Origin of the sequence: Streptomyces alanosinicus (assembly GCF_014650595.1) — a bacterium.
Lineage (GTDB): Bacteria > Actinomycetota > Actinomycetes > Streptomycetales > Streptomycetaceae > Streptomyces > Streptomyces alanosinicus.
The window spans coordinates 664,736-686,109 of the sequence record NZ_BMVG01000001.1 but is presented as its reverse complement, the minus strand read 5'-3'; the positions used below and the strand labels follow the sequence as shown (position 1 = coordinate 686,109).

At 70.9% G+C, this 21,374-nt stretch carries 16 protein-coding genes and 3 tRNA genes; 11 read left to right on the top strand and 8 right to left on the bottom strand.

Annotated features, from left to right (window positions below):
* The first annotated feature begins 17 nt into the window (after positions 1 to 17).
* Positions 18 to 452, top strand: a complete 435-nt coding sequence (locus IE277_RS03140) for a gamma-glutamylcyclotransferase family protein (RefSeq protein ID WP_373310697.1) — start codon at positions 18 to 20, stop codon at positions 450 to 452.
* Positions 453 to 517: 65 nt separating this feature from the next.
* Here the strand turns inward: IE277_RS03140 and IE277_RS03135 are convergent, their stop codons facing one another.
* The 3 genes from IE277_RS03135 to IE277_RS03125 form a co-directional block, all read right to left on the bottom strand.
* Positions 518 to 1,348 carry an arylamine N-acetyltransferase family protein gene (locus IE277_RS03135; protein ID WP_189948239.1) on the bottom strand — a complete coding sequence of 277 codons (831 nt, stop codon included), beginning with the start codon at positions 1,346 to 1,348 and terminating at the stop codon, positions 518 to 520.
* 56 nt (positions 1,349 to 1,404) lie between these two features.
* Entirely contained in the window at positions 1,405 to 3,498 is a 2,094-nt protein-coding gene (locus IE277_RS03130) for a molybdopterin oxidoreductase family protein (RefSeq protein ID WP_189948237.1), read from the bottom strand.
* Between the two features lie 147 nt (positions 3,499 to 3,645).
* Positions 3,646 to 4,323: a SanA/YdcF family protein gene (locus tag IE277_RS03125; protein WP_189948235.1), complete on the bottom strand. Its 678-nt coding sequence runs from the start codon at positions 4,321 to 4,323 to the stop codon at positions 3,646 to 3,648.
* Positions 4,324 to 4,476: 153 nt separating this feature from the next.
* Here IE277_RS03125 and IE277_RS03120 point away from each other — a divergent pair, with 153 nt between their 5' ends.
* From IE277_RS03120 to IE277_RS03100, 5 genes are all read left to right on the top strand, one after another.
* The gene (locus IE277_RS03120) at positions 4,477 to 5,220 is read left to right on the top strand and encodes a sirohydrochlorin chelatase (RefSeq protein ID WP_189948233.1); all 744 of its coding nucleotides are present in this window, start codon (positions 4,477 to 4,479) and stop codon (positions 5,218 to 5,220) included.
* 115 nt (positions 5,221 to 5,335) lie between these two features.
* Positions 5,336 to 6,604, top strand: coding sequence for a deoxyguanosinetriphosphate triphosphohydrolase (locus IE277_RS03115; protein ID WP_189948232.1), 1,269 nt, complete (start codon positions 5,336 to 5,338; stop codon positions 6,602 to 6,604).
* 104 nt (positions 6,605 to 6,708) lie between these two features.
* Positions 6,709 to 7,971: an NAD(P)/FAD-dependent oxidoreductase gene (locus tag IE277_RS03110; protein ID WP_189948230.1), complete on the top strand. Its 1,263-nt coding sequence runs from the start codon at positions 6,709 to 6,711 to the stop codon at positions 7,969 to 7,971.
* 38 nt (positions 7,972 to 8,009) lie between these two features.
* Positions 8,010 to 9,920, top strand: coding sequence for a DNA primase (gene dnaG, locus IE277_RS03105; protein WP_189948228.1), 1,911 nt, complete (start codon positions 8,010 to 8,012; stop codon positions 9,918 to 9,920).
* Positions 9,921 to 10,063: 143 nt separating this feature from the next.
* Entirely contained in the window at positions 10,064 to 11,326 is a 1,263-nt protein-coding gene (locus IE277_RS03100; RefSeq protein ID WP_229880538.1) for an RNA polymerase sigma factor, read from the top strand.
* Between the two features lie 126 nt (positions 11,327 to 11,452).
* Here the strand turns inward: IE277_RS03100 and IE277_RS03095 are convergent, their stop codons facing one another.
* From IE277_RS03095 to IE277_RS03080, 4 genes are all read right to left on the bottom strand, one after another.
* Positions 11,453 to 13,381, bottom strand: a complete 1,929-nt coding sequence (locus IE277_RS03095) for an ABC transporter ATP-binding protein (protein WP_189948226.1) — start codon at positions 13,379 to 13,381, stop codon at positions 11,453 to 11,455.
* Positions 13,381 to 15,114: an ABC transporter ATP-binding protein gene (locus IE277_RS03090; protein ID WP_189948225.1), complete on the bottom strand. Its 1,734-nt coding sequence runs from the start codon at positions 15,112 to 15,114 to the stop codon at positions 13,381 to 13,383. Before IE277_RS03090 ends, IE277_RS03095 begins: the two co-directional genes overlap by 1 nt.
* A 141-nt stretch (positions 15,115 to 15,255) precedes the next feature.
* Positions 15,256 to 16,695 carry an FGGY family carbohydrate kinase gene (locus tag IE277_RS03085; protein ID WP_189948223.1) on the bottom strand — a complete coding sequence of 480 codons (1,440 nt, stop codon included), beginning with the start codon at positions 16,693 to 16,695 and terminating at the stop codon, positions 15,256 to 15,258.
* Between the two features lie 47 nt (positions 16,696 to 16,742).
* Positions 16,743 to 17,048, bottom strand: a complete 306-nt coding sequence (locus tag IE277_RS03080; protein WP_189948221.1) for a YtxH domain-containing protein — start codon at positions 17,046 to 17,048, stop codon at positions 16,743 to 16,745.
* Positions 17,049 to 17,206: 158 nt separating this feature from the next.
* On the opposite strand from IE277_RS03080, the gene IE277_RS03075 reads away from it, so the two are divergent.
* The 3 genes from IE277_RS03075 (at position 17,207) to IE277_RS03065 (ending at position 17,612) form a co-directional block, all read left to right on the top strand.
* Positions 17,207 to 17,279, top strand: a tRNA-Asn gene (locus tag IE277_RS03075).
* A gap of 6 nt (positions 17,280 to 17,285) precedes the next feature.
* Positions 17,286 to 17,358 (top strand) — tRNA-Asn (locus IE277_RS03070).
* Between the two features lie 177 nt (positions 17,359 to 17,535).
* Positions 17,536 to 17,612: transfer RNA gene (locus tag IE277_RS03065), tRNA-Ile, on the top strand.
* Positions 17,613 to 17,761: 149 nt separating this feature from the next.
* Here IE277_RS03065 and IE277_RS03060 read toward each other — a convergent pair.
* Positions 17,762 to 18,568 (bottom strand): site-specific integrase, encoded by an 807-nt coding sequence (locus tag IE277_RS03060; protein WP_189948220.1) that lies wholly within the window; start codon positions 18,566 to 18,568, stop codon positions 17,762 to 17,764.
* Between IE277_RS03060 and IE277_RS03055 the strand changes: the two genes are divergently transcribed.
* Both IE277_RS03055 and IE277_RS03050 read left to right on the top strand, forming a co-directional pair.
* Positions 18,482 to 19,666, top strand: a complete 1,185-nt coding sequence (locus IE277_RS03055; protein ID WP_373310720.1) for a putative antirestriction adenine methyltransferase — start codon at positions 18,482 to 18,484, stop codon at positions 19,664 to 19,666. The two genes, IE277_RS03060 and IE277_RS03055, sit on opposite strands and share 87 nt — an antisense overlap.
* A gap of 2 nt (positions 19,667 to 19,668) precedes the next feature.
* A complete protein-coding gene (locus tag IE277_RS03050; protein ID WP_189948216.1) occupies positions 19,669 to 20,574 on the top strand; it encodes a ParB/Srx family N-terminal domain-containing protein in 906 nt (301 codons plus the stop codon).
* Positions 20,575 to 21,374: the final 800 nt, after the last annotated feature.

Sequence of the window (21,374 nt, the reverse complement as noted above, 5' to 3'; positions counted from 1 at the left end):
GGTCCAGAATCGTTTCCGTGATCGCTTCGGAGTCCCCGGCCCCGCTGCCCTTCTTCGTCTACGGCACCCTGCGCCCCGGCGAGGCCAACCACGGCCTCTTCCTGCGGGGCCGGACCGCGGCGGAGGAGCCGGCCCTGCTGCCCGGCGCGGCGCTCTACGCCGGCCCCGGCTACCCCTACGCCGTCGAACGGCCGGGCGGCCGGATACACGGCGAACTGCTCACCGCCCGGCCGGACGCCTACGCCGAACTGCTCGCCGCCCTGGACCGGTTGGAGGAGTACACCCCGGGCGACCCGCGGAGCCGCTACGAACGCGTCGCCCGGCACGCCGTCCGCACCGCCGACGGCGCCCCCGTGCGGGCCTGGGTGTATCTGGCCGCACCGCGCGTCGCCGCCGGCCTGCGCGCCACGGGCACCCGCATCGACGGCGACGATTGGCGGTCTGGACGCTGAGGCCTGTCGTCGGACTCCCTCCTCCACTGCCTCAAGGACGTGGGAGGTGCCCCCGGCCCGGCGGGTCAGCTCAGCAGTGTCAGCCCCTCGGGCACGGTGATCCCGAACTCCTCCGCCGCGACGCGCCGCGCCTGCGCCTCGTCCGTCAGCTTGCGCTCGGTCACCGTGCCGTCGGCGCGGGTCTCGGTCAGCAGGCGGCCGTCCAGGGACAGATGACGCTCGGGGGTGCTCCGCTGCAGGAAGGCGCGCTGGGTGAACGGAGAACGCGGGTTGGTGCTGACGTACCAGTTGAACACCTCGAAGTCCCGCGCGGTGAACGGCTCCAGGGTGAACGCGTACTGCCCGGCCCAGTCCTGCCGCCGCCGGTCGTAGGCCTGCAACTCCCACAGTTCCAGCGGCCCTTGGTGCGGCAGCGGCATCAGGCGGTGCCGGCGGCCGCCGCCCTCGGACTCGACGCCGGTCACCAGCGGTACCGGCGCCAGCAGCGCCCCGAGCGCGCCGAAGCCGACGTCCGCGAGATACGGCTCCGGCTCACCCGGCACCGTGACCCGCAGCATCGCATGGGTCCGCGGCCGGCTCTCCGGGCTCTCCGCGCCCACCACCACCCGCCCGGCCAGCGGTGTCACCGGGAATCCCAGCGCCTCCAGGCCCAGCCGCAGCAGCGTGTTCTGCTCGTAGCAGTAGCCTCCCCGCCCGCCGTGGACCATCTTCGCCAGCAGATCCGCCGGGGCCAGCGAGGGGGCCCGTCCGGACAGGGCGTCCAGGTTCTCGAAGGGCAGGGACAGCGCGTGCGCCAGATGGACACCGCGCAGCGTCTCCAGGCCGGCCTGCCGGCCGCCCCGCCATCCGATGCGGTCCAGATAGGCGTCGAGGTCGAACTGTTCAGGGTCGGACATGCTTCGAACGTACGCCCGCATGCCGCCCGCCGCCGCGACCCGCGGACCGATCCGTACTACTCCGGTGGCCCTACGACCTCCACCCGCACCGCGCACGACTTGAACTCCGGCATACGCGATGTGGGGTCAAGGGCCGGGTTGGTCAGGGTGTTGGCGCGGCCCTCGCCCGGCCAGTGGAAGGGCATGAAGACGGTGTCGGGGCGGATGGTGTCGGTGATCCGCGCGGGTGCCACGGCCCGGCCCCGGCGCGAGACCACCGCCAGCGCGTCGCCCTCGGCCGCGCCGAGCCGGGCCGCGAGGCGCGGATGCAACTCCACGAACGGCCCCGGCGCGGCCGCGTTCAGCTCCGCGACCCGCCGCGTCTGCGCGCCCGACTGGTACTGCGACACCACCCGGCCGGTGGTGAGCAGCAGCGGGTACGCGGCATCGGGCTCCTCCGCCGTCGCCCGGTGCGTCACGGCGGCGAACCGGGCCCGGCCGTCGGGCGTGGCGAAACGGTCCAGGAAGAGACGCGGGGTGCCGGGGTGGACCCCCTCGTCCGTGTCCTGCGGGCACGGCCAGAACACCCCGGTGCCCTCCGCCAGCCGGCGGTAGGTGATCCCGGAGTAGTCGGCCGGTCCGCCCGCGCTGGCCCGGCGCAGCTCCGCGAAGACCTCCTCCGGGTCGGCCGGGAAACCCTTCTCCACACCGAGGCGGGCGGCCAGCTCGTGCAGGACGTACAGATCGCCGCGGACCCCGGGCGGCGCGGTGACCGCCTGCCGGCGCAGCAGCACCCTGCCCTCCAGACTGGTCGTCGTGCCCGTCTCCTCCGCCCACTGGGTGACCGGCAGCACGACATCCGCCAGCTCCGCCGTCTCCGACAGCACGACATCCGCCACCGCCAGGAAGTCCAGCGCGCGCAGCCGCTCCTCGACGTGGGCCGCGCGCGGCGCCGACACCACCGGGTTGGAGCCCATCAGCAGCAGCGCCCGGATGTCCGTGCCGAGCGCGTCGAGAAGTTCGTACGCGCTGCGGCCGGGGCCGGGCAGGGTGTCCGGGTCCACGCCCCACACCCCGGCCACATGCCGCCGCGCGTCGGGGTCGTCCAGCTTGCGATAGCCGGGCAGCTGGTCGGCCTTCTGGCCGTGTTCGCGTCCGCCCTGCCCGTTTCCCTGCCCGGTCAGGCAGCCGTACCCGGACAGCGGGCGGCCCGCCCGGCCGGTCGCCAGGCACAGATCGATCCACGCGCCCACCGTGTCCGTCCCCTTGGACTGCTGCTCCGGCCCGCGCGCGGTGAGCACCATCGCCGACTCGGGCGCGCAGAACAGCCGTACCGCCTCCCGGAGCAGGGGAACGGACACCCCTGTGATCCGCTCCACCTGCTCCGGCCAGTGCGCCATCGCCGCCGCACGGGCCGCGTCCCAGCCCGTCGTCCGCTCCCGGATGAACTCCTCGTCCGTCCGCCCCTCCGTCACCACCAGGTGCAACAGGCCGAGGGCGAGGGCGAGATCGGTGCCGGGCCGCGGGGCCAGATGCAGGTCAGCCTGCTCGGCGGTCCGCGTCCGGCGCGGGTCCACGACGATCAACGTGCCGCCGTTCGCCCGTAGTTCGGTGAGGAAACGCAACGACGGCGGCATGGTCTCGGCGAGATTGGAGCCGACGAGGATCACACACCCCGTCCGCGGGATGTCCTCCAGCGGGAACGGCAGTCCCCGGTCCAGGCCGAACGCCCGGGTACCGGCCGCCGCGGCCGACGACATACAGAAACGGCCGTTGTAGTCGATCTGCGAGGTGCCCAGCACCACCCGTGCGAACTTGCCGAGCGTGTACGCCTTCTCGTTCGTGAGCCCGCCCCCGCCGAACACGCCCAGCGCGTCGGCGCCGTACCGCGCCCGCGTGCCCCCGAGCCGCTCGGCGACCAGATCCAGCGCCGCCGTCCAGCTCGCCTCGACCAGCCGGCCCCCCGAGCGCACCAGCGGCGAGGTCAGCCGCACCGCGGGCGAGAGCACCTCGGCCGCGGTGCGGCCCTTGCCGCACAGCGCGCCCCGGTTCACCGGGAAGTCCGCCCGCTCGGAGACCTCGACGCCCCCGGCCGCCAGGGGCGTGACGTTCATCCCGCACTGCAGGGCGCAGTACGGGCAGTGGGTGGGCGTCGGGGCGATCGTCTCCATACCGCCAGCCTGCGTCGGCCGTGTTACGGCCCCCCACCGCCTCCGGTTACACGCCCGGGACGGCGACCTCCCCGCGCCGCCCCGCCCGCCGTGAGGCGCCGTACCGTGAGGCGCCGTGCCGTGCAGTGCTGTGCCGTGCGGTCATGCTCACCGCCCGGCGGCCAGCGCCCGTGCCACTCCCGGCTCCTTCGGCCCGAGGAAGCGCGGATCGGGGCGGAACACCGCGTCGAGCACCGCCTTGCCCGCCGCGAACACCTCGCGCGTCCCGCCGTAGTACCAGGTCACATCGTGCGTGGCGTCGACCCCGACCCCGTACGAGTCCACCCCCGCCGCCTCGCACAGCGCCACCGCCCGCCGGATGTGGAAGCCCTGGCTGATCAGCACGGCCCGGTCCACGCCGAAGATCTTTTTGGCCCGCACACAGGAGTCCCAGGTGTCGAACCCGGCGTAGTCGCTCACGATCCGCTGCTCCGGCACCCCGTGCCGCTTCAGATAGCCGCGCATGGCGTCCGGCTCGTCGTAGTCCTTGCGGCTGTTGTCCCCGGTGACCAGGACGACCTTCACCCGCCCCGCCCGGTACAGCTTCGCCGCCGCGTCCAGCCGATGCGCGAGATACGGCGACGGCTCCCCGTTCCACAGCCCCGCGCCGAACACGACCGCCACCGGCGCCCGCGGCGCGTCCGACGTCGTGCGCAGCCGGTCCGCCGTGGACACGAACAGCCAGGTCACCGGCAGCAGCGCCAGCACACACCCGGCCATCACGGCCTGCACCAGCCGCCGCTGCCCCTGCCGGGTACGCGGCAGCCGCGGTCGACGGATCTTCATGCGGCCCCCCAGAATCTGCTGTCGCCCCTTCAGGACGTGCGGGACGCCGTTCCGGTTCGCCTCACATCGACCGTGTGTACGACGTGAAGCCATGGAAAACGCCCGTGACGGACAGGCAACAGCCATGCAACGTGACCCCGGCAGGATCCTTCCATGACGGTGTCGCACCTGTTCCGCCCCGAGTCCCTCGTCCTGGTCGCCCACGGCAGCCGCGATCCGCGCGCGCTGGAGACCGTACGGGCCCTGCGGGACCGGATACGCGAGCTGCGCCCCGGCCTCTGTGTCCGCCTGGGCCACATCGAACTCAACGAGCCCCTCCTCACGGACACCCTCACCACCCTCGGCGACACCCCCGCCGTCCTGGTCCCGCTGCTCCTCTCGCGCGGCTACCACGTCAAACACGACATCCCCACGATGGCGGCCACCGCGCGGGCCCGCACCCACCTGGCCGCCCCGCTGGGCCCGCACCCCCTCCTGGTGGAGACCCTCTACGACCGTCTGCTGGAGGCCGGCTGGCCCCCGGCCATGGACGCGGCCACCCGCCGGGCGAGCGCGGTCGTCCTCGCCGCGGCCGGCTCCCGCGACCCCGACTCCGCCACCGACACCCGCCGCACGGCCCGCGCCCTCGCCGACCGCCTCGGCGTCCCGGTCGTCCCCGCCTACGCCTCGGCGGCGACCCCGACCGTCCCGACGGCGGTGCGCGCGCTGACGGCGAGGGGCCGGCACCGCGTGGCGATCGCCTCCTGCTTCACGGCGCCGGGCCGCTTCCCGGCCCAGTGCGCCCGGGCAGCCCCCTGGATCGCCTCGGATCCCCTGGGCGCCCACCCGGCGATGGCCCGCCTGGTCCTGCAGCGCTACGAGGAGGTCTTGACGACACGGCAGCCGCAAGCGGCCTGAAGGGGCGCGGGGCCGTATCGATGTGCTGCTCCGCCGCGTGGGCGCGACAAGCCACAAACAACCCGCGGCCGCCCGAAAACAGAACTCGGCAGGTGACCGGGCATACTGTCGAAGAATGGAAGGCACCGCACTCAGCTACGACCCGTCCGCCCTGGAACGCTACGCCCCCGAGCCGGACAAACGCCCCGGCCGCACCGCCTTCCAACGCGACCGCGCCCGCCTCCTCCACTCCGCCGCCCTGCGCCGCCTCGCGGGCAAGACCCAGGTGGTCACCCCGGGGACCCGCAGCCAGGTCTGGGACGCCAGCCCCCGCACCCGCCTCACGCACTCCCTCGAATGCGCCCAGGTCGGCCGGGAACTCGGCGCCGCCCTCGGCTGTGACCCCGATCTCGTGGAGGCCGCCTGTCTGGCCCACGACCTCGGCCACCCACCTTTCGGCCACAATGGCGAACACGCCCTGAACACCTTCGCGGACGACTGCGGCGGCTTCGAGGGCAACGCCCAGTCCCTGCGGCTGCTCACCCGGATCGAGCCCAAACGGTTCACCGAGGAACGCTCCGTCGGCCTCAACCTCACCCGCGCCGCCCTCGACGCCGCCACCAAGTACCCCTGGCCGCGCGGCGCCCACCCCACCGACCCGGCATCGCCCAAGTTCGGTGTCTACGCGGACGACCGCCCGGTCTTCGACTGGCTCAGGGCGTCGGCCCCCGCAACCCGCACCTGCTTCGAGGCCCAGGTGATGGACTGGTCGGACGACGTGGCGTACTCGGTGCACGACGTCGAGGACGGCCTGCACGCCGGTCATATCGACCCCAACTGCCTGCACGCCGAGCCCGAACGGCAGGAGGTGTTCCGCGTCGCCGTCGGCCGGTACGTCCCCGCAGGCACCGACCCGGCCGAACTCGCCGCCGCCCTCGACCGCCTCCAGGACGAGGAGTGGTGGCCGCACGGCTACGACGGCACCGCGGTCGCCCAGGCCCGGCTGAAGGACGCCACCAGCCAGCTCATCGGCCGGTTCTGCCTGGCCGCCGAGGGCGCCACGCGCGCCGCGTACGGCACCGGCCGGCTCACCCGCTACGGCGCCGAACTCGTCGTACCCCGCGAGGCGCGCATGGAGTGCGCGGTGCTGAAGGCGGTCGCCGACCGGTATGTGATCCAGCGCGCCGAACAGGAGCGGCTGCGCGCGGACCAGCGGGTGATCGTCGCGGAGCTGGCCGAGGCACTGACCGTCCGCGCGCCGGACGGCCTCGATCCGCAGTTTCGGGCCCTGTTCGACGGGGCAGGCGACGACCACGCGCGCAAGCGGGTGATCGTCGACCAGATCGCTTCCCTCACCGACGCCTCGGCACGCTCACTGCACGCGAGACTGACGGGGCATATGTGAGAGGAACGTGACCGGCGGTGGCCTGATCGGGTCACCCCCTCTTCCCGCAGCACGCCGGGTGCGGGACGCTCGCATATGGCGGCACCCTTACGAGGAGGCATCAAGTGGTCGACGCGGATCAGACATTCGTCATCGTCGGGGGCGGTCTCGCCGGTGCGAAGGCGGCCGAGACGCTCCGCGCGGAGGGCTTCACCGGCCGCGTGATACTGATCAGCGACGAGCGCGACCACCCCTACGAACGCCCGCCCCTGTCCAAGGGCTATCTGCTCGGCAAGGAGGACCGCGACAGCGTCTTCGTGCACGAGCCGGCCTGGTACACCCAGGCCGAGATCGAGCTGCACCTCGGGCAGACCGTCACCGCGATCGACCGCGCCGCCAAGACCGTCCGGCTCGGCGAGGGCACTCTGATCCACTACGACAAGCTGCTGCTGGTCACCGGTGCCGAGCCGCGCCGCCTGGAAGTACCCGGCACCGGCCTCGCGGGCGTCCACCATCTGCGCCGCCTCGCCCACGCCGAGCGCCTCAAGGGCGTGCTCACGGCCCTCGGCCGGGACAACGGCCACCTCGTGATCGCGGGCGCCGGCTGGATCGGCCTGGAGGTCGCCGCGGCGGCCCGCGGCTACGGCGCGGAGGTCACGGTGATCGAGCACGGGCCGACCCCGCTGCACACCGTCCTCGGCCCCGAGCTGGGCAATGTCTTCGCCGAGCTGCACCGCGAGCACGGCGTCCGCTTCCACTTCGGGCGGCAGCTCACCGAGATCGTCGGCCAGGACGGCATGGTCCTCGCGGTCCGCACCGACGACGGCGAGGAGCACCCGGCGCACGACGTCCTCGCCGCGATCGGCGCGGCCCCCCGGATCGGCCTCGCCGAGGCGGCCGGACTGGAGATCGCCGACCGGGCCGACGGCGGCGGCATCGCCGTCGACGAGCGGCTGCGCACCTCCGACCCGGACATCTACGCCGCCGGTGACGCGGCGTCCTTCCCGCTGGCCCTGTTCGGCACCCGGCTGCGGGTGGAGCACTGGGCGAACTCGCTGAACGGCGGCCCGGCCGCCGCCCGCGCCATGCTCGGCCACGACATCGTCTACGACCGTGTGCCCTACTTCTTCACCGACCAGTACGACCTGGGCATGGAGTACAGCGGCTGGGCGCCGGCCGGGTCGTACGACGAGGTGGTGATCCGGGGCGATGCCGGCAAGCGGGAGTTCATCGCGTTCTGGCTGAAGCAGGGACGCGTGCTGGCCGGGATGAACGTGAACGTGTGGGATGTCACAGAGCGCATCCAGAAACTGATCCGTTCCCAGGCCGAGGTGGACACGGAGGCCCTGGCCGACCCGCACGTCCCGCTGGAGAGCCTGGCCTCCTGACGCCCGGGGGTGTCGGTCCCGCCCCGTAGAATCACCACGTGGCAGGACGGATCAACGACGAGGACGTGAAGGCGGTACGGGACGCGGTCCCGATCGACGCCGTGGTCTCCGAGTACCTCCAGCTGCGCAGCGCGGGCGGCGGCAATCTCAAGGGCCTGTGCCCCTTCCATGACGAGAAGTCGCCGTCCTTCCAGGTCAGCCCGAGCAAGGGACTCTTCCACTGCTTCGGCTGCCAGGAGGGCGGAGACACCATCACCTTCGTGATGAAGGTGGACCACCTCTCCTTCTCGGAGGCGGTCGAGCGCCTCGCCGCCCAGGCCGGCATCACGCTGCGCTACGAGGAGGGCGGATACAACCCGGCCCACCAGCGCGGCGAGCGCATCCGCCTGGTCGAGGCGCACAAGATCGCCGCGCAGTGGTACGCCGAGCAGCTCGCCACCAGCGCCGAGGCCGAGACCGGCCGGCTCTTCCTCGCCGAGCGCGGCTTCGACCAGGGCGCGGCCGTGCACTTCGGCGTCGGCTACAGCCCGCAGGGCTGGGACCACCTCACCCGCTATCTGCGCGGCAAGGGCTTCACCGACAAGGAGCTGATCCTCTCCGGACTCTCCCAGGAGGGCCGCCGCGGTCCCATCGACCGCTTCCGGGGCCGCCTGATGTGGCCCATCCGGGACATCGGCGGCGAGGTCGTCGGCTTCGGCGCCCGCAAGCTGTACGAGGCGGACAACGGCCCGAAGTACCTGAACACCCCCGACACGGCGATCTACAAGAAGTCCCAGGTCCTCTACGGCATCGACCTCGCCAAGCAGAACATCGCCAAGGCCAGCCGGGCGGTCGTCGTCGAGGGCTACACCGACGTGATGGCCTGCCATCTCGCGGGCGTGACCACCGCGATCGCCACCTGTGGCACGGCCTTCGGCGGCGACCACATCAAGATCCTCCGCCGCCTCCTCATGGACAACGGCTCGGCCCGCGTGATCTTCACCTTCGACGGCGACGCGGCCGGGCAGAAGGCCGCCCTGCGCGCCTTCGAGGACGACCAGAAGTTCGCCGCCGAGACGTACATCGCGATCGCTCCGGACGGCATGGACCCCTGCGAACTGCGCCTCGCGAAGGGCGACGAGGCGGTGGCGGACCTGGCCGAACCGCGCACGCCGCTCTTCGAGTTCGCGCTCCGCCAGATCGTCGCCCGCTACGACCTGGACACCCCGGCGGGCCGCGCCGCCGCCCTGGACGAGGCGGCGCCCGTCGTCGCCCGCATCAAGAACAGCGGCGCCCAGCACGAGGTCGCCGTCGAACTGGCCGGCATGCTCGGCATCCTGGACACCCAGTTCGTGGTCCGCCGCGTGGCCCAGCTGGCCCGCTGGGCGCGTGAGCGCGGCGGCAGGGGCGGCCCGCAGCAGGACCGCTCGCGCGGCGCGGAGCAGCAGTGGGCGACCCCCGCCGCCCGCCCCGCCTCCGGCCCGGCCCTGACCCTGCGCAACCCCGTCTACGCCGCCGAACGCGAACTGCTCAAACTCGCCCTGCAGCGGCCCGAGCTGGTCTCCCCGGCCGTCGACGCCTATGGCGTCGACGAGTTCACCGCCCCTCCCTACGCCGCCGTGCGCCAGGCGGTCGCGGAGGCGGGCGGCGCCGAGTACGGCGTCCAGGACCCGCAGGAGTATCTGGTCCGGGTCCGCGAGGCCGCGCCCGACGACACGGTCCGCGCCATGGTCACCGAGCTGGCCGTCGAGCCGATCCTGCGCCGCACGGTCGACGAGACCTACGCCGGCACGGTCCTGGTCCAGATCCGCCGCCGCGCCGTCGAGCGCCGCATCCACGACATCCAGTCCCAGATGACCCGCCTCGCCACCGGCGGCGACCCCGCCCAACTGGCCGCCGTCCAGAACGAGATGTGGGTCCTCCAGCAGTATGACCAGGCCCTGCGCGAGCGGGGCGCGGAGGCCCTCTAGGGACGCTCCAGGGGCCCTCCGGGGGCGCCTCCGTACGCGCCGGCGCCCGCTCGGCCGCCGCGTCGCGCCCGGTTTCCCGACACGGATCACCAACCGGTCACGGACTGGATGCAAAAAGTCACCGCAAGCCCCTACTGGCGGGGATGTGTCTTACTCCACACTGGGGTGCGGTGCCCGAGTCCGCGGAGCGCAGGCCGTCGACTCTCCACTTCCGAACCCGCTGCCGCACACCTTCAGCAGTGATCATCCTGGAGGTCGCCCCCGTGCAGACCCAGACCCTCACCCAGACCGACAGCGCCACCGGCGCCGCCGCGGACGAGCCGGATCCGGAGGCGGACGTCCTCGTGGCCGTGCCGCCGCAGGGCCCCGCCGCCCGGCACCCGGAGACGGTGCCCGCCGAGCCCGCGGAACCACCCGCGCAGGCGCTCACGGACGAGCCCGAGGAGGCCGCCGAGCCCGTCGAGACACCGCCCGCGGCCCGCGCCGACACCAGCGGCCCCTCCGCCGACCTGTTCCGTCAGTACCTGCGTGAGATCGGCCGTATCCCGCTGCTCACCGCCGCCGAGGAGGTCGAACTCGCCCGCCGGGTCGAGGCCGGCCTGTTCGCCGAGGAGAAGCTCGGCAACACCCCTGACGTGGACAGCCAGTTGGCGCTCGACCTGGACCGGCTCGTCGTCCTGGGGCGGATGGCCAAGCGGCGTCTCATCGAGGCCAATCTGCGTCTCGTCGTATCCGTGGCCAAGCGGTACGTCGGCCGCGGGCTGACCATGCTCGACCTGGTCCAGGAGGGCAACCTCGGGCTGATCCGGGCGGTGGAGAAGTTCGACTACGCCCGCGGCTACAAGTTCTCGACGTACGCCACCTGGTGGATCCGGCAGGCGATGTCCCGGGCCCTGGCCGACCAGGCCCGCACCATCCGCGTCCCGGTCCATGTGGTCGAGCTGATCAACCGGGTCGTCCGCGTCCAGCGCCGCATGCTCCAGGAACGGGGCTACGAACCCACGCCCGAAGAGGTCGCCGCCCATCTCGACCTGCTGCCCGAGCGGGTCTCCGAGGTGCTGCGCCTGGCCCAGGAACCGGTCTCGCTGCACGCCCCGGTCGGCGAGGAGGACGATGTGGCCCTCGGCGACCTGATCGAGGACGGCGACGCGGCGAGCCCCGTGGAGTCCGCCGCGTTCCTCCTGCTCAGGGAGCATCTGGAGGCCGTGCTGTCCACACTGGGCGAACGCGAACGCAAGGTCGTCCAGCTCCGCTACGGCCTCATCGACGGCCGGCCCCGCACGCTGGAGGAGATAGGGCGCCTCTTCGGCGTGACCCGGGAGCGGATACGCCAGATCGAGTCCAAGACCCTGAACAAGCTCCGGGACCACGCGTTCGCGGACCAGCTCAGGGGCTACCTGGACTGACGGAGGCAACGGAGAGGGGGGCCGCCGGCCGGCAGCCCCCCTTCGCCCACCTCGGACAGGCCCTAGGCCCTGCCGTCAAATTCCCGCCTGCCCGGCGGGCGGACGACGGGAATTTGACGACAGGCCCTAGTCCACCTCGGCCACAGCCTGCGCGAACTGGGCCTTGTACAGCCGGGCATAGGCGCCGTCCGCGGCCAGCAGCTCCGCGTGCGCGCCCTGTTCCACGATCGACCCGTTCTCCATCACGAGAATCGTGTCCGCGTCCCGGATCGTCGACAGCCGGTGCGCGATCACGAACGACGTCCGCCCCGTGGCCAGCTTCGCCATCGCCTTCTGGATCAGCACCTCGGTCCGGGTGTCGACCGAACTCGTCGCCTCGTCCAGCACCAGGATCGTCGGGTCGGACAGGAACGCCCGTGCGATGGTGATGAGCTGCTTCTCACCCGCGCTGACCCCCGCGCCCTCGTCGTCGATCACGGTCTCGTACCCGTCGGGCAGCGTACGGACGAACCGGTCGGCGTGCGCCGCCCGTGCCGCCTCCTCGATCTCGCCCCGGGTGACCTCGCGCGCCGCGCCGTAGGCGATGTTCTCCGCGATCGTGCCGCCGAACAGCCAGGTGTCCTGGAGCACCATGCCGATCCCGGCGCGGAGTTCGTCCCGGGACATCTTCCGGATGTCCACGCCGTCCAGGGCGATCCGGCCCCCCGAGACGTCGTAGAACCGCATCAGCAGGTTGACCAGCGTGGTCTTGCCCGCGCCGGTCGGGCCGACGATGGCCACCGTGTGACCGGGCTCCACCGTGAGCGAGAGGTCCTCGATCAGCGGCTTCTCGGGGTCGTACCGGAAGGACGCGTGCTCCAGTTCCACGCGTCCGCGCAGCTCGGCCGGCCGCTCGCCCGGAACCGGGTCCGCCTCCTGCTCCTCGGCGTCGAGGAGTTCGAAGATCCGCTCGGCCGACGCCACCCCGGACTGCACCAGGTTCGCCATCGAGGCGACCTGCGTCAGCGGCATCGAGAACTGCCGTGAGTACTGGATGAAGGCCTGGACATCACCGATGGACAGGGAGCCGGAGGCCACGCGCAGACCGCCGACGACCGCGACCAGGACGTAGTTGAGGTTCGAGACGAACATCATCAGCGGCTGCATGACACCGCTGTTGAACTGGGCCTTGAACCCGGCCTGGTAGAGCGCCTCGTTCTGCTCGGCGAACTGCTTGGCCGACTCGTCCTGCCGGCCGAACACCTTCACCAGGGTGTGCCCGGTGTACATCTCCTCGATATGGGCGTTCAGCTTGCCGGTGGTGCGCCACTGCTGCACGAAGTGCGGCTGCGAGCGCTTGCCGACCCGGGTGGCCACGAGGAACGACAGCGGCACGGTGACCAGCGCGACCAGCGCCAGGATCCAGGAGACGTAGAACATCATCACCAGCACGCCGACGATGGTCAGCAGCGAGTTGATCAGCTGTCCCATCGACTGCTGCAGCGTCTGCCCGATGTTGTCGATGTCGTTGGTCGCACGGGAGAGCACCTCGCCGCGCTGGCGCTTGTCGAAGTACGACAGCGGCAGCCGCGACAGCTTCGACTGCACGGACTCGCGCATCCGGAACACCGTGCGGTTCACGGCCCGGTTGACCAGCCGGGTCGCCACCGCCATCAGCAGGCCGGCGACCAGGAACGTACCGGTCGCGAGCAGCAGGATGTCCCCTACGGCGCCGAAGTCGATGCCCTTGCCGGGCGTGAAGTCGGTGCTCTTCAGCATGTCCGCGACGGAGCCCTGGCCATGAGCCCGCATCCGGTCCAGGACCTGCTCCTTGGTGGCCCCGGCCGGCATCCGGCGGCCGATGATGCCGGCGAAGACCAGGTCGGTGGCCCTGCCGAGGATCTTCGGGCCGATCACGCTCAGGGCCACGCTGACGACCACACACAGCAGCAGGCCGTAGATCGTGAGTCGTTCCGGTTTGAACAGGGATATGAGCCGTCTGCTCGACCCCTTGAAGTCCAGCGAACGCTGGTCCGGGCCTCCCGCTGCCATCATGCGTCCCATGGGCCCGGCCATCAGGCGGCCTCCGCTTCCGTCAGCTGGGAGAGCACGATCTCCCGGTACGTCTCGTTGTCCGCCATCAGCTCCCGGTGCCGGCCGGTGCCGACGACCCGGCCCTCGTCCAGCACGATGATCCGGTCCGCCTCCCGGATGGTCGCCACCCGCTGGGCGACGATGACGACGGTCGCCTCGGCCGTCTCACGGGCGAGCGCGCCGCGCAGGGCCGCGTCGGTGGCGTAGTCGAGCGCGGAGAAGGAGTCGTCGAAGAGATAGATCTCCGGGCGCTGCACCAGGGCGCGGGCGATGGCCAGACGCTGGCGCTGGCCGCCGGAGACATTGGTGCCGCCCTGCGCGATCGGCGCGTCCAGGCCGCCCTCCAGCTTGCTCACGAAGTCCTTGGCCTGCGCCACCTCCAGCGCGTGCCACAGCTCCTCGTCGGTGGCGTCGGGATTGCCGTAGCGCAGGTTGGTGGCGACGGTGCCGGCGAACAGATAGGGCTTCTGCGGCACCAGCCCGACCGTCTTCGCCAGCAGCTTCGGCTCGACCTGCTGGACGTCCACGCCGTCGACCAGCACCTCGCCCTCGGTGGCGTCGAACAGCCGCGGGACCAGCCCGAGCAGCGTCGACTTGCCGCTGCCGGTGGAGCCGATCACGGCGGTCGTCTCACCCGGCCGGGCCACCAGGTCGATGGACTTCAGCACCGGCTCCTCGGCACCCGGATAACGGAAGCCGGCGCCCCGGATCTCCAGATGGCCGTGCCGGCGCAGCTCGACGACCGGCGACTTCGGCGGGACCACGCTGGAATCCGTGCCGAGGACTTCCTGGATGCGCTCGGCACACACCTCCGCGCGCGGCACCATCATGAACATGAAGGTGGCCATCATCACGGACATGACGATCTGCATCAGATAGGCGAGGAACGCGGTCAGATCGCCGATCGCCATCTGGTTGCTGTTGATGCGATGGGCACCGAACCACACCACCGCGATCGACGACAGGTTCACCACCGTCATGACGATCGGGAACATCAGCGCGAGCATCCGGCCGGTGGCCAGCTGCATCTCGGTCAGATCGCCGTTGGCCTTCGCGAACCGACCCTGCTCGTACTCGTCGCGGACGAAGGCGCGGATCACCCGGTTGCCGGTGATCTGCTCGCGCAGCACCCGGTTCACCGTGTCCAGCCGGACCTGCATCGAGCGGAACAGCGGCCGCAGCCGGCGCACGATCAGCGTCACGGAGACGCCGAGCACCGGCACCACCGCGACCAGCACTCCGGACAGCGGCACGTCCAGGCCGAGCGCCATCACGATCCCGCCCACGCACATGATGGGCGCCGACACCATCAGCGTGAACGTCATCAGGACCAGCATCTGGACCTGCTGTACGTCGTTCGTCGTACGCGTGATGAGCGAGGGCGCTCCGAAGTGAGCCACCTCACGCGTGGAGAAGGACTGCACGCGGTCGAAGATGCCACCGCGCACGTCCCGGCCGAGCGCGGCAGCGGTCCGCGCGCCGTAGTAGACGGCTCCGATGTTGCAGACGACCTGGGCCAGCGAGATGCCGACCATCAAGGCGCCGAAGGAGAGGATGTAACCCGTGTCACCCTTCACGACACCGTTGTCGATGATGTGCGCGTTGAGGGTGGGCAGGTAGAGAGTGGCGCAGGTCTGCAGGAACTGCAGCAGCACCAGAAGGGTTATGGGTTTCTTGTATGGCCTGAGATGGGTCCGCAGAAGTCGTATGAGCACGCTACGTCTCTCGGGAGTCGACGACAGGGGGCTGGTGGATGTGCCCTTGGCCCCTATCGTCGAACACTCCACCCGTGTTACCTCAACTGATTAACCCGACGGGGGAGCGTGCGGACCCTGATTTTTTGGGTGTTATGGGCGTTATGAGTGAAACGCTCCGGGGTGGGTCTGCTCCCGCACCGCCACGAACTGCTGGCGCACCGCCTGCCCCACGGCCAGCTCGTCACCCGGCTCCAGCACCTGCGCCGCGGCCCCCCGCCAGACCGGCGGAGTGCGCGGATCGAGCGTGCCCTGCGACACGCCCAGCGCCCAGGCCGCCTGCCGGGCCGCGCCGATCGCCGCGTAGTCCGCGGGCTGCGGTACGACCACCTGGGTGCCGAACAGCGAGGGCGCCGAGGCCTGCACGGCCGGCAGCTCGGCGGCCGGGCCGAGCAGGAAGATCCGCCGCACGTCCACGCCCCGCCCGCGCAGCACGTCCAGCGCGTCGGCGAGCCCGCACAGCATGCCCTCGAACGCGGCCCGCGCCAGATGCTCGGGCTTCATCGACTCCCGTCTGAGGCCGGCGATGGTCCCGGCGGTGTGCGGAAGGCTCGGCGTCCGTTCGCCTTCCAGATAGGGCAGGAGGACGAGGCCATGGGCGCCCGGCGTGGACTTCATCGCCAGCTCGGACAGGCTCTCCAGATCCGGCAGCCCGAGGAGTTCGGCGGTGCCGCGCAGGGTGCGCACCGCGTTCAGGGTGGTGACGACCGGCAGATGCATTCCGGTGGCGTCGGCGAGGGAGGTGATCATCCCGGACTGGTCGGCGAGCGCCTCCGGGTGCACGGCCATCACGGACCCCGACGCCCCCAGCGATACGACGGCGTCCCCCAGCCCGATCCCGAGCCCGAACGCGGCCGCCATGGTCTCCCCGGTCCCCGCCGAGATCAGCAGCCCCTCCGGCGTCGTACCGGCCGCGTCCGAGGGGCCGATCACCTCCGGCAGCATCGCCTGATGGCCGAGGGCCAGCTCGACCAGGTCGGGCCGGTAGCCGCCGGTGGCGGCCGACCAGTACCCGGTGCCGGACGCCCCGCCGCGATCGGTGGTCCTGCGCACGGGCCGCCCGAGCAGCTGCCAGACCAGCCAGTCGTGCGCCTGGAGCAGTACGGCCGTCCGGCGGGCGTTCTCCGGCTCGCTCTTCGCGAGCCAGCGCAGCTTGGTGACGGGCTGGGCGGCCTGCGGCACACAGCCGACCGCCTGCGCCCAGGCCTCCCGGCCGCCGAGCGCGTCGATGAGGTCCGCCGCGGCGACCTGCGCCCGCTTGTCGCCGCCGACCAGCGCCGGGCGCACGGTGTTGCCCTGGGCGTCCAGCGGGACGAGGGCGTTCTGCTGGGCCGACACGCCGATGGCCTGCACGCCCTCCAGCAGGCCGCCCCCGGCGGCCTCGCCGAGGGACAGCAGCCAGGCCTGCGGGTCTATGTCGCTCGGACGACCCTCTGCCGGGTGCGGGGCGTACCCCTGCCGTAGTACGGCACCGGTGTCCGTGTCGCAGACCACGATGCGTGTGAAGTCCGGTGAGCTGTCCAGCCCGGCGACTATCCCCATACGGAGAATATTGCAGCATTCCTGCGACTGGTTCGTCCGCGGCGCGGCTACGTGTTGCTCGTGCCCCAGTCGTCGTCGGGGGTGCCGTTCAGGTTCCGCTCGCGCAGTGATCGCACCCGCTGGGCCACGGTCTCGGGAACCCGGTCCCCCACCCTGTCGCTGACCGTGTGGAAGGCCTTGCCGGCGTACTGGCGGCCCTGCTGGGCGGCGCTCTCGGCCGTGTTGCGCACGGCGGGGTTCTGCGCGATCCGCCGGGCGGACTTCTTCAGCTGCTCGTAGCGCTCGCGTCCGGCCCGCGTGCCGAGTACGTAACCGAGAGCCAGTCCGGCGACGAATGTGAGCCGGTAGCGCATGGCGGCCACCCTTCCCTTGCGTAGGTCTCTGGTGCGGCGTCGGGGCCGGGGGATACCGATTGGCGGAGCACCCCCCTGCTTGCGCTAATGTATGTGTCGCAGCGAGCGCCCGCCCCCTGGCGAATACCCAGGTAGGTACGTTCGATGCAACGAGGCGATCCTCCGTAGCTCAATTGGCAGAGCAGCCGGCTGTTAACCGGCAGGTTACTGGTTCGAGTCCAGTCGGGGGAGCTTCGGTCCTCCGTAGCTCAATTGGCAGAGCAGCCGGCTGTTAACCGGCAGGTTACTGGTTCGAGTCCAGTCGGGGGAGCGCGGTGAACGAGGACCCCTTGGGGGTCCTTTTTCATGCCCGCGGGAACCGCCGCGCCCTGCGTCGCTGTCCTCAAGGTCATGAGCAGCGCAGATGCCGACCATCCGAAGCAGGAGATCGTATGAGCGGCTATGCTGCGGCAGACGGCGCGCACACATGTACGCGACACGCCGCTATGGGGCGGTAGCTCAGCCGGTTAGAGCAGCGGACTCATAATCCGTCGGCCGTGGGTTCGAGTCCCACCCGCCCCACCACGCACCACTGGTGCAGAAACGATCTGACCTGTCAGAACGGGCGAGCGGTGGCCGCCACGCCGAAGCGGCGGCCATTGCTCACCTGCTCAGATCAAGATCCAGGGGCCCTACAGGGGCCCGGAGGACGCCAGCTGGGCCCCTCAAGGGGCTTAGGCGGCCTTCGCCGCAGGATCCCGGTCTTCGTCGCTACCTTCGAGCAGAACCCGAGCCAGGCTTTCGAGACCCACCTCGGGCTCGCCGTCGATGACGAAGCGGGCAAGGGGCTGCCGTTTCCCGGGTTCTGCGAGGGGAGCGGTGATCTTGTCCGCCGACAGGATCCTGAGACCGGCCTCCTTGCAGTGGTCGCGTACCCACTGGATCACGGCCAGCGTCACGTTCTCCTGGCTGCCGGTAACCGTTTTGATCTTGCCCAGCAGGCGGCCGTTGCGCCGCCCCTTCACGCTGACGCTCCAGACGCCGTCGCGATGGCGCGTGGCGTCGGCGTAGACGACGGCCATCCCGTCGCTGAACAGTCTCTGGGGGAGGGCGAGGGGCCGGAGCACGTCGTAGTCGACACTGCGCGGGATGACCGACGTCATGGACTCGGCCTCGCGTCGGGCGAGTTCGGGCAGGACGCTGGTGTAGGTGTCGGAGGTGATCTGGCGCGAGCTGTGCCCGAGCCGCTCTTGCACCACCTTGATGTCGTTGCCCTGGAGCAGTGACAGACTGGCCGAGATATGCCGGAGATCATGAAGCCGGACAGGGGGTAGGCCGGACAGCTCGACGAGCCGCTTGAAGCGTCGGCTCACCCAGTCGGGGTGGAGCGGTTCGCCGTTCTCAAGGGTGAAGACTCGGTCCGACTCGACCCAGGCTTTGACGCCGGACCATTCCTGGCGGGCCTTGTTCTGGTCGGCTCGCCACCGGCTCAGGACCTCGCCCGACTCCGCCTGCGCGACGAAAGCCGGAACGAACTCCACTGGCTTGCCGACTCGTTGGACGACGGCGTGGGCACGGTGGCGACGATGATGCTCGGCACCCGGTTCCTGGCGAGCGTCGGCCGCGACGGGCTCTGGCACGAACGGGTCGTGCGCTCGTACCGGGACCAGTGGAAGGCCAAGCACGCCGAGACCGTCGACCGGCTGTCCCGAACGGACGTGGCGCTCGCCTCCTACGAGGTGGAAGACGTGCGTTCCTGGCTGCAGAAGGTGCCCCGCGACGCCCCGGTGTGCAGCTTTCCTCCGTTCTACAGCAACGGTTACGAGAAGCTGTACGAGCCGCTGAACACCCACTTCGACTGGGACGCCCCCGAGTACGAGCCGCTGTCCGACGCCGACGTGGTCGGTGTCCTCGGTGCGATCACGGACCGGCCGTACTGGCTGACCGCCTCCAACCACGATGTGCCCGAGCTGCACCCCTACCTGCGCGGCGTGATCAAGGCGACCCCGCGCGCCGCTCCCTTCTACGTGTACGCCTCGGTCGCGCGGACGCGGATCGTCGCTCCCCGCCAGCCGATCGAACCGGTCAAGGCTCCGCGCCTGCGCGCAGGAGACGAGTTGGTCGGGCCGCTGACGCTCGCCCTCCTCAAGCCGGGCCAGTTCAACGCGCTGCGCTCCCGCTACCTCAACCCGCGGATCGCGCCCGGCGCCGCGAACCTTGCCGTCGCGGTCAAGGACGGCAAGGGCAAGATCCTCGGCGTCTTCGCGATGGCCCCGAGCAGCTACACCCCGGACGAGGCCTATCTGCTGTCCGACTTCGCGGTCGCGCCGACGGACTACCCGCGGCTGTCGAAGCTGATCGTGCTCGCGGCCACCAGCTCCGAGGCGCAGCTGCTGTGCCAGCGGGCGTTCTCGCGCCGGATCAGGGCGGTGTCGACGACGGCGTTCAGCAACAACCCGGTCTCGATGAAGTACCGCGGGCTGCTGAGGCTGACCAAACGCGGCCCGTCGAACGAGGACGGCTGGAAGTACCAGCTCCAGTACCAGGGGGCCATGGGCGGGCACACGCTCGCCGACGCCCTTCAGACGTGGGCGAAGCGGTGGGGCGCCCGGACCACGACGAAACAGACGGGAGTCTGACCATGGGCAAGACCAGCCAGCTTGCCCCGCCGCAGATGGTGCAGGGCGACCCGCGCACGCTGACGCTGCTGGACGTCAACGCGCGCTACCTGCCGCACGAGCAGTTCCGCCAACTGGTGGCGAACATCAAGCGGGACGGACACCTGACCTCGACCCCGTTGGTGTGGAACGACGCCGGCAATGGACGGCTGATCGTGCTGTCCGGCAACCACCGCACGCTCGCGGCCATCGAGGCCGGCCTGCCCCAGATCTGGTGGATGCAGATAGATGAGCCGTTGCCCCGCCAGCGGCAGATCGCGCTCCAGCTGTCCCACAACGCCATCGTCGGGCAGGACGACCCGGCGATCCTGAAGGAGCTGTACGACGAACTGGAGTCGGTGGAGTGGCGCCAGTACACGGGACTGGACGACAAGAGCCTGGACCTGCTGGAGAAGGTGGATGTCGCCAGCCTCGGCGAAGACAACCTCGACTTCGCCAGTGTGCAGCTTGTGTTTCTGCCCGATGAGTTGCAGCGTGCGGAGGCCGCGTTCGATGCCGCACGCTCGACGGCTGCAGCCGACCAGCGGTGGGTGGCCGGTCTGGAACAGTACGAGCCGGTACTCGATGCACTGGAGACCTCACGGGCCGCGTACAAGATCGGCAACAGCGCGACCGCGCTCGGCGTGATCCTCACCGTGTTCGAGCGGCACCTGGGTGAACTGGCCGAGGGTTGGTTCGACGCGGTCTCCGGGGAGCCCAGTCGGGCGGGGACGGCGCCGCTGGAGACGGTGTTCGGGGTGCGGGACGTGCCGGTGGAGACGGCGGCTGCGATGCGGGCGGCCATCGACCGGATGGTGCAGGACGGCACCGTTCCGGTAGACGAGCCGTGGCGCGCCTTGGAAATTCTGATCGGCGGGTTGGCAGTGTGACCGAAGCAAGCAGCGCAGCGGGTCGCCGTACTAGCGTGCTAGGTGGAGAAGACCCGACCAGGGCCAGGGGGCACGTTTACTCCCGGCGAGCGAGCCAATTGATCGAGAGGGTGAATTGTCCGTTTCTCTGAAAGTGATGACGATCTACTCACCGGCCACGTAAATCCCCAGCTCGCGACCTGTGGTCCCCGCGCACGCGGGGGTGGTCCCGACTGGTACACCGCGATCAACGACCTCGACCAGTGGTCCCCGCGCACGCGGGGGTGGTCCCAGCTTCTGGGTCTACGACGAACGCCTCGTGATGTGGTCCCCGCGCACGCGGGGGTGGTCCCGGGTATTCGACCGTGCGCGTGGTGGTGGTCATGTGGTCCCCGCGCCTGCGGGGGTGGTTGCATCGCCCAGATGATCGCCCTCAAGGCCGTCGGGTGGTCCCCGCGCCTGCAGGGGTTGTCCCTGCGCGGTGGAACCTTGGCCACCGAGATGTTGTGGTCCTCACGCCGGCGGAGGTAGTCCCCTCACAGCTCCGGTCAACACCAGTTCCGGGTAGCCTTTTCCCGCGAACACGGAGGTGGTCCCATCTCCAGCGAATGTGTGACGACAGCGGCTTCTTGGTCCCCGCGCATGCGGGGGTGGTCCCTGGGGATCCGCGCCGCACGCGTCCGTGTGAACGTGCTCCTCGCGTCTGCGGGGCTGGGAAGTAGCTGCGGGTGGACGTCTTTCAGAGGCGCAGCATGGCGGCCGCGGGCGCCGTCCCCACCAGAACTGAAGGTCTGCTCTGCATGCTTCTGGTCCAACTGGGG

What these genes read in the sequence shown, in the direction of transcription:
- IE277_RS03135 (WP_189948239.1), bottom strand. Translation starts at nt 1,348, where the DNA reads ATGTCCGACCCTGAACAGTTCGACCTCGACGCCTATCTGGACCGCATC.
- IE277_RS03130 (WP_189948237.1), bottom strand. Translation starts at nt 3,498, where the DNA reads ATGGAGACGATCGCCCCGACGCCCACCCACTGCCCGTACTGCGCCCTG.
- IE277_RS03125 (WP_189948235.1), bottom strand. Translation starts at nt 4,323, where the DNA reads ATGAAGATCCGTCGACCGCGGCTGCCGCGTACCCGGCAGGGGCAGCGG.
- IE277_RS03120 (WP_189948233.1), top strand. Translation starts at nt 4,477, where the DNA reads ATGACGGTGTCGCACCTGTTCCGCCCCGAGTCCCTCGTCCTGGTCGCC.
- IE277_RS03115 (WP_189948232.1), top strand. Translation starts at nt 5,336, where the DNA reads ATGGAAGGCACCGCACTCAGCTACGACCCGTCCGCCCTGGAACGCTAC.
- IE277_RS03100 (WP_229880538.1), top strand. Translation starts at nt 10,064, where the DNA reads ATGTGTCTTACTCCACACTGGGGTGCGGTGCCCGAGTCCGCGGAGCGC.
- IE277_RS03095 (WP_189948226.1), bottom strand. Translation starts at nt 13,381, where the DNA reads ATGGCCGGGCCCATGGGACGCATGATGGCAGCGGGAGGCCCGGACCAG.
- IE277_RS03085 (WP_189948223.1), bottom strand. Translation starts at nt 16,695, where the DNA reads ATGGGGATAGTCGCCGGGCTGGACAGCTCACCGGACTTCACACGCATC.
- IE277_RS03080 (WP_189948221.1), bottom strand. Translation starts at nt 17,048, where the DNA reads ATGCGCTACCGGCTCACATTCGTCGCCGGACTGGCTCTCGGTTACGTA.
- IE277_RS03050 (WP_189948216.1), top strand. Translation starts at nt 19,669, where the DNA reads ATGGGCAAGACCAGCCAGCTTGCCCCGCCGCAGATGGTGCAGGGCGAC.